Annotated in this window: 12 protein-coding genes and 1 tRNA gene; 4 read left to right on the forward strand and 9 right to left on the reverse strand. The window is 72.8% G+C overall.

The features are described from left to right. Positions 1–92 precede the first annotated feature (92 nt). The 5 genes from BMY04_RS09725 to BMY04_RS09745 form a co-directional block, all read right to left on the reverse strand. Positions 93–878, reverse strand: a complete 786-nt coding sequence (locus BMY04_RS09725) for a hypothetical protein (protein ID WP_139209815.1) — start codon at positions 876–878, stop codon at positions 93–95. Positions 879–1080: 202 nt separating this feature from the next. Continuing rightward, positions 1081–1905: an IS3 family transposase gene (locus BMY04_RS09730; protein ID WP_091179261.1), complete on the reverse strand. Its 825-nt coding sequence runs from the start codon at positions 1903–1905 to the stop codon at positions 1081–1083. Between the two features lie 16 nt (positions 1906–1921). Continuing rightward, positions 1922–2236 (reverse strand): transposase, encoded by a 315-nt coding sequence (locus BMY04_RS09735; RefSeq protein WP_091179263.1) that lies wholly within the window; start codon positions 2234–2236, stop codon positions 1922–1924. A gap of 301 nt (positions 2237–2537) precedes the next feature. Next, a tRNA-Pro gene (locus BMY04_RS09740) sits at positions 2538–2611 on the reverse strand. 86 nt (positions 2612–2697) lie between these two features. Beyond that, positions 2698–3363 carry an NADPH-dependent F420 reductase gene (locus BMY04_RS09745; protein WP_198410039.1) on the reverse strand — a complete coding sequence of 222 codons (666 nt, stop codon included), beginning with the start codon at positions 3361–3363 and terminating at the stop codon, positions 2698–2700. Positions 3364–3454: 91 nt separating this feature from the next. On the opposite strand from BMY04_RS09745, the gene BMY04_RS09750 reads away from it, so the two are divergent. The 3 genes from BMY04_RS09750 (at position 3455) to BMY04_RS09760 (ending at position 6270) form a co-directional block, all read left to right on the forward strand. Next, positions 3455–4018, forward strand: a complete 564-nt coding sequence (locus BMY04_RS09750; protein WP_091179265.1) for an LGFP repeat-containing protein — start codon at positions 3455–3457, stop codon at positions 4016–4018. Positions 4019–4156: 138 nt separating this feature from the next. Next, positions 4157–5044 carry a cutinase family protein gene (locus BMY04_RS09755; RefSeq protein ID WP_091179266.1) on the forward strand — a complete coding sequence of 296 codons (888 nt, stop codon included), beginning with the start codon at positions 4157–4159 and terminating at the stop codon, positions 5042–5044. 332 nt (positions 5045–5376) lie between these two features. Then, positions 5377–6270 (forward strand): SDR family oxidoreductase, encoded by an 894-nt coding sequence (locus BMY04_RS09760; protein ID WP_091179267.1) that lies wholly within the window; start codon positions 5377–5379, stop codon positions 6268–6270. Positions 6271–6348: 78 nt separating this feature from the next. On the opposite strand, the gene BMY04_RS09765 is transcribed toward BMY04_RS09760, so the two are convergent. Next, the gene (locus BMY04_RS09765) at positions 6349–7194 is read right to left on the reverse strand and encodes a helix-turn-helix transcriptional regulator (RefSeq protein WP_091179268.1); all 846 of its coding nucleotides are present in this window, start codon (positions 7192–7194) and stop codon (positions 6349–6351) included. A 101-nt stretch (positions 7195–7295) separates the two neighbouring features. On the opposite strand from BMY04_RS09765, the gene BMY04_RS09770 reads away from it, so the two are divergent. Then, entirely contained in the window at positions 7296–7979 is a 684-nt protein-coding gene (locus tag BMY04_RS09770) for an SDR family NAD(P)-dependent oxidoreductase (RefSeq protein ID WP_170854068.1), read from the forward strand. 32 nt (positions 7980–8011) lie between these two features. Here BMY04_RS09770 and BMY04_RS09775 read toward each other — a convergent pair whose 3' ends face one another. The 3 genes from BMY04_RS09775 to BMY04_RS09785 form a co-directional block, all read right to left on the reverse strand. After that, entirely contained in the window at positions 8012–8971 is a 960-nt protein-coding gene (locus tag BMY04_RS09775; protein ID WP_091179269.1) for a glycoside hydrolase family 43 protein, read from the reverse strand. Beyond that, complete coding sequence (locus tag BMY04_RS09780) at positions 8968–11253, reverse strand: glycoside hydrolase family 43 protein (RefSeq protein ID WP_091179270.1); 2286 nt, start codon at positions 11251–11253, stop codon at positions 8968–8970. The genes BMY04_RS09775 and BMY04_RS09780 overlap by 4 nt, the downstream gene beginning before the upstream one ends. Positions 11254–11529: 276 nt before the next feature. Continuing rightward, a complete protein-coding gene (locus tag BMY04_RS09785; RefSeq protein ID WP_091179271.1) occupies positions 11530–12564 on the reverse strand; it encodes a LacI family DNA-binding transcriptional regulator in 1035 nt (344 codons plus the stop codon). Between the last annotated feature and the right edge of the window lie 126 nt (positions 12565–12690).

Raw genomic sequence — 12690 nt, forward strand, 5'->3', positions numbered from 1 at the left:
GATAACTGGCTCGGGTGCCGAACGGATCTCGAACGACGACCGTTCCGCTCAGAGGTCGTTCCACGGGTTTCGGTGCCGCCCACGATGAGGGGCTATGCCGTCACGACGACAGGGACCCGGGCCGAGGCCGCTACCCGCCGCGGGCGCAGCTGAGCAGACAGCCGAGGATGCGACTGAAAGTCGCGCGTCACCTTCAGGACGGTGCTCTCCTCGAACAAGCCGAACCCGTCGCTGACGTTGATCAAAGTCAACGTCTCGGCGTCGAGCCAGCGCAGGCTCTTCGAGGTCCGCGCAAAGCTCTCGACCGTGCTGTACGCATCTAGGGCCGCGCTCGACCGGATCACCTGCCCGCTTACTCGATCGAGCAACTCAACCTGAACGCGTCCGAACCCGTCGTCACACAGCCAGAAGCGTGTCCGCGCTGCACGGCGCCGATCACGCGCCGCGACCGTGCGTCCTTCCCACTTGAAGTGGAGGCCCGACGCTAACACCCGCCGCTTCGTCTCCGCGACCGCCTCAGACGGCCAGCCCTTCGCGGCCGCGAGCTCGCGCAGGACCAGGTCGGTGGCGTCGAGCACCAGTCGTGCCCGGACAAGCGGGGTGAGGTTTCTGACTGACGCGGGCACCTCGATGCGAGCCCCCTCGAAGTCAGCCGTGGCGAACGCGTGGACCACCACGTCCGGGCCGGGACCACGGCCAGGCATCAGACGCAGTCCCTTTACCCGGCTGGGCAGGCTCACGTGCTTTAGCGCTTCGCCATACAGCTCACACACCCGGCGCGACGACTTCACCCAAGCATCGACTTCGGTCTCGGCAACCCAAGGCTTGCGCTGATGCCCAGTCGCTGGCCAGAACTCAATCGACGACAAGTCCGGCACGAACGCACCTCCTCCTTGGTGGCCAGGAGGAGTCTCACCCGTCCCCGCCCGCCGGGCAGCAGACGGGGCCCAGCCCGTGCCACAAGACGTCCGTCGGGCGGGCGGCCGGATTGCCGTAAGTCGACCGTCGAGCGGAGCTCGCAAGTCGACCGTCGAGCGGAGGGAGCCTGACCCGCTTCTCCGGATACGTCGGGTGTGGTGATCATGCCGCGGTGACGACGGTGGTGTGAGGGGCTTCGTACTCGACAGGGCTGCGATAGCCGAGCGCTGAGTGGCGGCGGCGGGGTTGTACCAGCCCTCTTATCCACTCGAACATCGCCGAGGCCAGCTCGGTGCGCGAGGCCCAGGTCTGGCGGTCGAGGAGCTCTCGCTGCATGCTCGACCAGAACGACTCCACGAGCGCGTACTCGACGCTGGAGGCGACCCGGCCCATAGATCCGAGCAGCCCCGCCGCCCTGAGCCGGTGGCCGAACAGCCACGACGTGTACTGCGTGCCCCGATCCGCGTGAACGATCGTGCCGGCCTGCGGCCGACGCTGCCAGCGCGCCGACTGCAAGGCGTCGACGACGAGCTCGGTGCGGATGTGGTCCGCGATCGACCAGCCCACGAACCGGCGGGAGAACGCGTCGATCACCGCGCAGCAGCGGACCCAGCCGTCGGCGGCGCGGTGCTGGGTGATGTCGGTGAACCAGACCCGATCAGGGGCGTCGGCTCGGAACTGGCGCTTGACCAGGTCGGCGTGGGTCGCGAGGTCAGGCTTGAAGTGGTGGTGCTTGCGCTGGTGGCACACCCCGCGCAGGCCCGCGGCGCGCATCAGCCGGGTGACCCGCTTGCGGCCGCAGACCAGGCCGAGGCCGAGGCGGAGCTCGGCGTGCACCCGCGGCGAGCCGTAGTTGCCGCGCGAGTCGCGGTGCACCTGTCGGATCGTGGTGACCAGTTGCTCGTCGGCGATCTGACGGGACGACGCCGGCCGGCCGCGCCACTCGTAGTAACCGGCTCTGGAGACCTTCAGCACCCGGCAGGCCATCGCGACAGGAACCCCGTCAGCGGCCAGCTCGAAGACCAGCCGGAACCCTATTTTCGGAGCACGGTCTCCCGGCGAAGTAGGCGCTGGCCCGCTTGAGGATCTCGACCTCGGTCTCGAGAACCCGGTTCTTGCGACGCAGCTCGACGAGCTCGCGCTTCTCCTCGCTGGTCAGACCCCCGACCCGGTCGGTGTCGATGTCAACCTGGCTCTTCCAGCGCCGCAGGCACGACTCACTGATTCCCAGGTTCTTCGCCACCTGAGCGACCGGCTCACCCCCGGCGACCAGGTCCAAGGCTCGACGCGGGAAATCCGGCGACTTCGCAGCAGGCATCTGCGGACTCCTCTCCGAGGTGATCCTCGCCTCAGAACAGGTGTCCGGGAAACCGGGTCAGGCTCCTGGTGCCGTCGCTGTGCTCGACGGTGAGGTTGACGGTGTAGCGGCCGTCCGCCCGCTTGGTGCGACGGGTGGGCATGGTTCCTCCTGGTGTCGTACCCAGAAGGTCTGAGGTCGAGGTCGGCGCTCGCACCAGCGGCGAGAGCGCGCGGTCAGCCACGTAGTCAAACCGTCTGCCGAGCTCTCGACCGGGCCTGGTCAGAGCGACGAAACCTGCTCTGACCAGGCGATATGCCGGTCGGGCTGACAGGATTTGAACCTGCGACCCCTTGACCCCCAGTCAAGTGCGCTACCAAGCTGCGCCACAGCCCGCTGGGCTCCGAACCCTCGGAGCCGCGGTGGATGACTGTACTACTCCCGGGCCCCGACCCTCGAACCGTCCGCGAGCGAGGCGCGGCTCAGGGGGTCTGGGCCTCCAGGACCGCCCAGTTGAACCGTGGGGCCCCGGGCCCGCGGGCGATCGTCACGGCCATCCAGACCGCCATCATCATCTCGGTCGCGGCAGCGGTCGCGATGCCGCCGAGGTCGAGCATCTGGGGGTCGCGCCAGCCGAAGGCGTGCAGCAGCGTACGGACCTCGTCCTTGGCGTCGACCGAGTCGCTGGAGAGGAAGACCAGGTGGTCGCCCGGGATGCTCGCCGGGCGGACCATCACGGCGTTGTTCATCGTGTTGAGGGTCTTGACGACCCGGCTGGCGGGGTAGGCGTGCTGGATCCGGGCGCCCAGCGAGTCCTCCGCCGTCGCGACCGGAAGAGGGAAGCCGCCGTCGACCGGGCGCAGCTCGTTGGACACATCGACGAGGGTCGTTCCCGCGAGCGCCTCGGGCCCCACCTGCGCGAGGGCTTCCAGCGACACCGCGCCGTTGGTGGCGTTGACCACGAGGGGCGCGGCGGCCACGGCGTCGGCGAAGGAACCGGTCGCCACACCACGGTCACCGGCGAAGACGGCGAGGCTCGAGGACCCGGCGCTGCGTGCCCCCACCGTGACGTCGTAGCCGACCTCGGCGGCCCGGCGCGCGATCGCCTGCCCGACCTGCCCGGTCCCCAGGACCCCCAGCTGCGGCACGCTGCCTCCTGCGCTCGTACGGGGCGACCGTAACGCCGCGACGGGCGAGGTCGTCAAGGGTCGAGGTTCGGCTGCTGCCGATGTATCGGACATGAGCCCCGATCCTCTGCTGACCCAGCGACGACGGGTGGAGGCGACGATGAGCGCGATCGACGACAAGTGGGCGGCCCTGGGCGGTCCGGGCGGGTTCCTCGGGTGGCCCCAGGACGAGGGGGCCGGCAGCGAGGAGATGGACACCAACCCGCCGGGCGGGCGCTGCCGCGACTTCCAGGGCAGCTCGATCTACGTCAAATCCGGCGTCGGCGCCTTCGAGGTGCACGGCGACATCCGGCTGGCCTGGGTGCGCTGGCGCGCCGTGGGCGGGGTGCTCGGCTTCCCGACCACCGACGAGACCTCGACGCCGGACGGGCGAGGGCGCTACAACCACTTCGAGCGCGGGTCGATCTACTGGACCCCGCAGACGGGGGCGCACGTGGTCTACGGCGACATCCGCCAGCGGTGGGCCGCGATGGGCTGGGAACGCAGCCGGCTCGGCTACCCGACCAGCGACGAGCGCGACTCCTCGACGCCGGGCGGACGGATGAACGACTTCGAGGGCGGCGTGATCTTCTGGACGCCGCCGCACGAGCTGGACGTCCGGTTCCAGATCGACTGAGGCGGCGTTGCGCAGGTCACGGAACCTCCGTCGGGGTGCTTGTCAGGCGGTGGTGGACGGCCCGAGACTCGGGCCTGCGGGAACGTTCCCGCACGCGGCCACCCGTACGGTCGCGCCGGCACCGACCCAGGAGTCCCCGTGCGTCCGTCCCGCTCCCGCCTCGTCCCCCTGCTGACCCGGGCGCTGGCCATCCCGGCCCTCGCCCTCACCAGCCTGGTCGCCGTCGGGGCGACCCCCGCGCAGGCCGCCTGCAGCGACGTCGACGTCGTGTTCGCCCGGGGCACGGGAGAGACTCCGGGGCTCGGTGTCCTCGGCCGCCCCCTGGTCAGCGGCCTCCAGTCGCAGCTCAGCGGCTACTCGGTCAGCTCGTACGCCGTGGACTACGCCGCGAACTCGTCCCAGACGAGCGCCGGGCCGGGCGCGACGGACATGTCCAGCCACATCAGCTCGGTGGCGGCCTCGTGCCCGGGCACGCGCTTCGTCATCGGCGGCTACTCCCAGGGCGGCACCGTCACCGACATCGCCATCGGGATCCGCACGGGCGTCACCACCGGCACCCCGATCCCGTCCGCCCTGTCGGGGCGCGTCGCGGCGGTGGTCGTGTTCGGGAACCCGCTCGGCGCCAGCGGGCGGACCATCGCGACGGCCAGCACCGTGTACGGCCCGAAGTCGCGCGACTACTGCAACGTCAGCGACTCGATCTGCGGTCGGCAGGGCTCCAACCCGGCGGGCGAGGGGAGCGGCGGCCACCTCAGCTACCAGACCAACGGTTCGGTGACGCAGGCGGTCGGCTTCGCCGCCGGTCTCGTCCGCACGGGCGGCAGCGGCGGGACGCCGACCCCGACCCCGACCACGTGCGTGACCGCGTCGACGCTGTCCCACGTCGCGGCCGACCGGGCCGTCAGCCTCTACGGACGCGCGTACGCCCGCGGCTCGCGCGACGCGCTCGGCCTGACCAGCTCGTACAACGTGGTCTCGCTGCGCGAGTCCGGCACCGACAGCTGGGACCTCGTCAGCTCCTGCTGATCCCGCACGGGGCGTACGGCGCTCGACCGGGGCGGGTCGCGACGTGCTCGCGGCCCGCCCCGCGGACGAACGCCCTCTCGGACGAACGCCGGCGCGCATGACGCTCGGCTACGGGCGGTATCACCGGCGCGACCGGCGGCTCCGAGAAGGCACAGGGGTCACGACGTGCCGGACCTGGACGCCGCGGTGGGGGACCGCGACCGACCTCCGGTGCGTCGTGACCCGGAACTCGCCCGGCGCCCCCGCCGCTCGTCGGGACGCTGGACGCCCAGGATCACGAGAGCGGCTGCCTGTCCGGGGTGACGGACGGTTCGGCTGGGTACCAGAGGTGCATGGCTGACCAGACCAAGCAGACCGACCCGACCGAGCAGCACGACCAGCCCGCCAGCCTGGGCGAGGAGATCCCGCACCCCGGGCTCACGAAGGACATGGGCGACCAGCCCGACCACGGCGAGGACTCCTACCGCGGCAGCGACCGCCTGGCCGGCAAGCGGGCCGTGATCACCGGCGGCGACTCCGGCATCGGCCGTGCCGTCGCGCTGGCCTTCGCCCGCGAGGGCGCCGACGTGCTCATCAGCTATCTCCCCGAGGAGGAGGACGACGCGGCCGAGACCGTCCGGCTCGTCGAGGCGGCCGGGCGGAAGGCCGTGCGCTGCCCGGGCGACATCCGCGAGGAGGAGGTGTGCGCCCAGGTCATCGACACCGCCGTGTCCGAGCTCGGCGGCATCGACGTCCTCGTCAACAACGCCGCCTACCAGATGGCGCAGATGGGCGGCATCGCCGACATCACCACCGAGCAGTTCGACCGGGTGCTCAAGACGAACCTCTACGCGATGTTCTGGCTCTGCAAGCTCGCGATCCCGCACCTGAAGCCCGGGTCGGTGATCATCAACACCTCGTCGGTCCAGGGCACCTCGCCCTCGCCCGAGCTGCTCGATTACGCCACCACCAAGGCCGGCATCATCAACTTCACCAAGGGCCTCGCCCAGGAGCTCGCGGAGAAGGGCATCCGCGTCAACACCGTGGCGCCCGGCCCGATCTGGACGCCGCTGATCCCGGCGACCATGCCGACGGAGAAGTCGGAGAGCCACGGCGAGTCGGTCCCGCTCGGCCGGGCCGGCCAGCCCGCCGAGGTCGCGCCGGCGTACGTCTTCTTCGCCTCGCAGGAGTCGAGCTACGTCACCGGCGAGATCCTCACGGTCGCCGGCGGCGGCCAGGCCAGCTGACCTCAGCCGCTCGCGAGCGGTACCTCGTCCCGGTCGGCGTTGACCCACGACCGGGACCGGGTACCGCTCGGAGGGCTGTCAGCCGACGAAGGCCTGGGTCCCCAGGACGACCGCGAGGGCCAGCCGCTCGGCGTCCTCGGTGCCCGGCTCGGCGGTGTAGACCATCAGCCGCAGGTCGTCCGCGGTCACGACGAGCGTGTCGCAGTCGAGCGCGATCGGGCCGACCGTGGGGTGCGCGACGGTCTTGCGGCGGGTGCCGTCGCGACGCACGACGGGGTCCGCCGAGTCCCAGAGCTCCGTGAACTCCGGGCTCAGCCGCGCCAGCTCGGCCACGAGCCGTCCGACGGCCGGGTCACCCGGGTAGCGGGTCGCGGTGCCGCGGAGGTCGGCCACGAGACCGGCCTTGAGCTCGGCGTGCTCCTCGGGCGTGGCGACCGCCCGGCTGCCCGGCCCGACGAGGTGGCGCCACAGCGCGTTGCGCTCCAGGCCCTGCCAGCCGGAGGTGTCGCCCATCAGGGCGTCGTACGGGGCGTTGGCCTCGACGAGCGTCCACGTCGCGTCGTAGACCACGACCGGGGTGTCGGCGAGCCGGTCGAGCAGGCGCTGCACGCTGGGGGTGACCCGCGAGCAGACCACGCCGGGCCCCGGCGCCACGTGCCCGGCCAGCCGGAAGAGCACGTCGCGCTCCGCGTCGTCGAGGCGGAGCGCGCGGGATAGCGACTCGACGACCTGCACGGACGGCGACGTCGCCCGGCCCTGCTCGAGCCGGGTCAGGTAGTCGGCCGAGATGGCGGCCAGGCCGGCCAGCTCCTCGCGCCGCAGCCCGGGCGCCCGCCGTCGTCGCCCGACCGGCAGGCCGACGGTTCCGGGGGCGACGCGCTCGCGCCAGCGGCGGACGACGCGGCCGAGCTCGGAGCTGCTCACGACCCCAGCGTGCACCCGCCGTCCGCGGCGGTCCTGGCCCTGCGGGTCCTACGACAAGCAGACGACTGGTCGAGGGCCTGCGGTGCTCGCAGCCTGGAGCCATGACCACCACACTGATCACCGGGGCCACGCGTGGCCTCGGCCGCGAGACCGCCCGGCAGCTCGTCGCCGCCGGGCACATCGTCTACGTCGCCGGGCGTGACGCGGCCGGCGCCTGCACCGTCGCCGAGGAGCTCGGCGCCCGCTGGGTGCAGCTCGACGTCACCGACGACGCGTCCGTCGCCCGCGCCTTCGCCACGGTCGAGGCCGACGGTGGGCTCGACGTCCTCGTGAACAACGCCGGCATCGCCCGCTACGCCCTGAACGGGCCCGACGCGCTGGCCGTCTTCGACACGAACGCGGTCGGCATCATCCGCACGACCCAGGCCGCGCTCCCGCTGCTGCGGCGCTCGGCCAACCCGGTCGTCGTCAACGTCTCCAGCGCCCTCGGCTCGTTCACCGCCAACCACGACCCGGCTCGCCCCGCCTCGCAGTTCGCCGCCGTCGTCTACGGCGCCAGCAAGGCGGCGGTGTCGATGCTGACCGTGCAGTACGCCCGTGCGGTCCCGGAGGTGAAGATCAACGCCGTCGAGCCCGGCTACACCGCCACCCAGCTCGGCGACGTCGACCACAGCACCGGCCAGCCCGTCGAGGTCGGGGCCGAGGTCATCGCCCGCTGGGCGTCCATCGGCGCCGACGGCCCCACCGGGACGTTCCAGGAGGCGGGCGGCGTCCTGGGCTGGTGAGGCGTGGCGCCGGCCGGGCGGCCGAGCCGAGTTCAGTCGGGGAGGGCCTGGTCCTCCCAGGTCGGGCCGGGGGTCGCCGGGCCGGCCGGCGTCCAGCGCAGCGGGTCGATGCAGAGCTGCCGGGCGGTCAGGCCCTCGTCCCAGGCGTGGTACACGATCATGTCCGTGCCGCCGACGGTGGTGACGACGCTGTTGTGCCCGGGTCCGCGGACGTGGCCCGGGACGGAGGCGAGCAGCCTCCCGGAACCGTCGGCCGGCTCGGTCCACGGACCGCGCGGGCCGGGGGCGCTGGCCCACGCGACCGCGTACCCGGCCCCCTGCCACGACCCGCCGGAGTAGAAGCAGTAGTAGGTGCCGGCGTGCTCGCGCACCGTCGGCCCCTCCAGCGTGTGCCAGTCGTACCGACCGCCGTAGATCTCCCGGTCGCGCTCGAAGACCTGCCAGTCGGCGCTCGGCGCCAGGACCGTCGTCACCGCGTCGGACAGCGCGTCCATGCCGGTCAGCTCGGCCACGGCCAGCTGGGTGCCGACCCGCTCGGCGTCGAGGACGTCACGGGCGAAGTAGAGGTACCAGGTGCCGTCGGCGTCGCGGAACGGGTGCGGGTCGATCGCGAACCGCTCGTGCGGCGTGAGGTCGACCCCGAGGTCGGTGAACGGTCCCTCCGGCCGGTCGGCCACCGCCACCCGGAGGTGGTGGCCCACGTCGCCGTGCCCGACCGAGTAGTACATCCACCAGCGGCCGTCGGCGTGGGCCACCTCGGGCGCCCAGTAGTCGCTGCCGAGCGCTGGGTCCGAGGGCCGCAACGCACCCCCGAGGCTCGTCCAGGTGGCGAGGTCGGGCGACTCGAGCACCTCGAAGACCAGTCCGCCGAGGATGGCACCCGTGCCGTACGCGAGGTAGCGGTCGCCGTCGCGGAGCACGAACGGGTCGGCGAAGTAGCCCGCGTGGACCGGGTTGCGGTAGGTGCGCCGGTGCGTTCGCAGTGCCGTCACCGGTAGACCCGGAACCAGCCGAAGCGGGCCGTCGCGCCTGCGCCGCCGTGGGAGACCAGCCCGACCTTGACGTCGGAGCCGGCGGGCAACGTCCAGACCCCGCCCTTCACCCACGTCCGGCCGTCCCGGCTCGTCCAGCCGCGCAGCTCGTGCTCGCCGTTGCGCTGGTCGACCGTGTGCGTCAGCCGCAGCCAGGTGGTGCGCGCCGGCGGGCCCACGATCGTGCCGCCGTAGGAGAGCCCGCCCGCGTACGGCGTCTCGTGGCCGAGCTCGGTCTGGCGGGTGTTGAAGATCGCGACGTGGCTCAGCCGGACGAACTGGTCGTCGTCGACGTAGGCCACGAGCCCGGCCTGCTGGTAGTTGCGCACGTCGTCGGTGCCCAGGTCGATCGTCAGCTTCGTCTCGACCGTCCAGGCGCCCGCGCCGGGGTCGCGCAGCAGCACGCCCGCGTCGTTGCCGGTGCCGGTCAGGTCAGCGGCCTCGGTCGGCCAGCGCAGCTCGCCGTCGGTCACCGTGGCGGCCGGGTCCTTGCGCACCCAGCTCCACCCGGGCGCAAGGGCCTTGCCGGTGAACGAGTCGCTCGCCGCACGGTCGAGGCGGTCGGGGACGGGCGTGGGCGCGAGCCGCGTGACCGGCTTGGCGACGGGCAGCGCGCTCAGGTTGTCGACGTCGACACCCGCCCCGTCGGCGAAGGCGCCGGCCCGGTCGACCGTGGAGCCCTTCCGCACGCGCAGGTCCGTGCTGGCGACCGGGTCGCCCAGCCGGGCCTGCGTCACGGTGGCGCTGGCCCGTCCCTCGCGGACCTGGAGCGCGACCGAGTGCCACTCGTCGGCGGCGTACCCCTGCGGCAGCCGCGTGCTGCTGGCGTCGACCGTCTTCCCGCCGCGCCGCTCCTGGAGGCGGAGCCGGCCGGCCTCGAGGTCGACGACCGCGCGCACGGTGGTCGACCCGCTGCGCAGCGTGAGGCCCTGGTCGGCCCCGGCCGAGCGCAGGTCGGCCTCGACCCGGGCCGAGGCGCCGACGCGGGCGCTGACGACGGATGCCGCCCCGGTCGAGCGGACGTAGCCGCCCGACTGCTGCTCGGTGCGCTGGGCCCAACCGCCCGTCGTGCGCCACCGCGCCGGGAGGCCGGAGGTGAGGTCGGTCGACCAGCGGCCGCCGGCCGCAGGTCCCTGCTGCTCGCCCGTGCTGGGACCGCGGCCGCCGCGCACGGCCGGCCACCCGTCGACCCAGTCGAGGCGGTCGATGAGCATCGGCCGCTGGTTGATGCCCGAGGTGCCGTTCAGGTACGGGTCGCCGCGGTCGATCGCGTGGTAGACGATCCAGTCGCGCCCGGCCAGGTCGGTCGCGACGGCGTTGTGCCCGGCCCCGACCCAGCGGTTGCCGTTCTGGTTGAGCACCGGGGTGCCGCCCGTCCGGGAGGCGGTCAGGGACACGCCCTGCGCGTCCACGTACGGACCGGTGATCTTCTTCGAGCGCCCTACCTGCACCGAGTAGCCCGTGGTCGGGCCGGCGCAGCAGTTGGCCGTGGAGGCGAACAGGTACCAGTAGCTGCCGTGGCGCACGACGTACGCGCCCTCGAACTTGTTGTCGAGCGCCACCTGGGTGGCCTTGCCGGTCGTGGTCCGGCCGTCCGCGGCGAGCTCGGAGACGTAGATGCCGCCGTAGTAGGAGCCGTAGAAGAGGTACTGCCGGCCGCCGTCGGTGACGGCGCTCGGGTCGAACGTCCACAGGAAGTCGTTGGCCGCCGCACCGGCCGCGCCCGGGCGCGGTGCGACCACCGGGGCGCCGGAGTCGGTCCAGGGGCCGGCCGGCGTGGGCGCGGTGGCCATGCCGACCGCGCTGTCGCCGGTCTGGTTCTTCGCGTCGTAGAGCGTGGTGTCGGTGACGACGTAGTAGAGCCGGTACTGCCCGTCGACGTAACGGATGTCGGGGGCCCAGAGCGCCGCACCGGGAGCGGCCCACGAGGGTCGGTTCGCGGCGCTGAACGCCTCGCCGACCGACGTCCACGTGGCCATGTCGCGCGAGCGCGCCACCGGGATCTGCGCGGGGGTCGTGCTGCCCTCGCGCAACGGGTCGGAGGTGCCGTACGCGTACCACCAGCCGTCCTTGCCCCGGATCACCGACGGGTCGGCGAACGTGTCGGCGAAGCCGGCGGAGACCGGGTTGCGGTAGGTCGGCCGTTGCACGACCGGGGGCGCCGCAAGCGCGGGCAGGGCGGTGGTGCCGACCAGGGCGGCGGCCGCCGCCAGGACGGCGGCGGTACGGGGCAGACGCTTCATCGCGGGTCTCCGTTCAGACGACCCGGACGGGGTACCGGGTGGTCGACGCCAGTTATATCCGGTTCTTCATCGCTGTAAATGCGCGGGTCACCCACGACCCCCGCGGACGTGACGGAGGCCCAGCCACCTGAGCCGACGCGCACCCTCGAGGTGGACGTCCGCGACGCCGGGCGGCCTCGTCGAGAGGTCGCGGCGTCGAGGAAGGACTGCGGGACGGGCCAAGCGCCGGCACCGCTGACCTCGGGGAGGCGGGAGGAGGGCCGGGTCCGCGCGGGCTCAGCCGCCGCTGGACTCGCGGACCACCAGGGTGTGGCCGATGGTGATCTCCTGCGGGGTCCAGGCGTCCCCGGCGTCCAGGCGGCGGGCCAGCTGCTCGACCGCGCTGCGGGCCACCGACTCCTTGTCCGGGGCCACCGTGGTCAGCGCGGGCACCGAGTAGCGCGCCTGCTCGACGTCGTCGAAGCCGACCACCGCCACGTCCTCGGGCACCCGGACGCCGGCGTCGGCGAGGCCGCGCAGGACGCCGAGGGCCAGCACGTCGTTGAGGGCGAAGACGGCGTCGGGAGGCTCGGGCAGGGCGAGCAGGGGTGCGACGCCCGCGCGACCGGCGGGCAGCCGCCAGTCCTCGGCGGGCACGACGAGAGACGCGTCGTAACGGATCCCCGCCTCGGCCAACGCGTCGCGGTAGCCGCGCAGCCGCAGTCGCGCCGTGTGGCCGAAGGGCGGCGGTTGCGAGCCGACCACGGCGATCCGGCGCCGCCCGGTCTCGAGCAGGTGCCGGGTGGCCTCTGCGGCGGCCGCGGCGTTGTCGATGGCCACGTGGTCGGCCACGTGGGAGCCGAGCCGCTCACCGAGCAGCACCAGCGGCACCGAGCCGTACCGGGTCAGGTCGCCCTCGTCGAGCGCCAGCGGGTTGAGGATCACCCCGTCGATGAGGTGCTGGCGGATGCCCCCGGCCGCGCTGCGCTCGCGCGCCCGCAGCCCCGAGTCCTGGATCTGGCCGGTCTCGTCGACCAGGACGGTCCAGCCCCGCTCCATCGCGGCCTGCACGACGTGGTGGGCCAGCTCGGCGAAGTAGGGGGAGTCCAGCTCGGGCAGGGCCAGCGCGATGACCCCGGAACGGCCGCTCTTGAGGTTGCGGGCGACGACGTTGGGGCGGTAGCCGAGCATGTCGATCGCGTTCTGCACGCGCTCGCGGGTCGCCGGTCGCACGTGCACGTACTCGTTGACGACGTTCGACACCGTCTTGGCCGACACCCCCGCCAGCTTGGCCACGTCCTCCAGCCGGGCAGCGGGCCGAGACGTCGTCACGTCTGCACGCTAGCAGCGGTCCGGGCCGACCTCCCCGACGTTCTCCCCGGTTGTGGCGTATGGTCTGCCCCACTGTTTCCAGCGCTGTAAACCGGAGCGCGCTGGACGGCGCCCAGAAAGCAGGTT

The sequence above is a fragment of the Microlunatus flavus genome (assembly GCF_900110855.1).
Taxonomy (GTDB): Bacteria; Actinomycetota; Actinomycetes; order Propionibacteriales; family Propionibacteriaceae; genus Microlunatus; species Microlunatus flavus.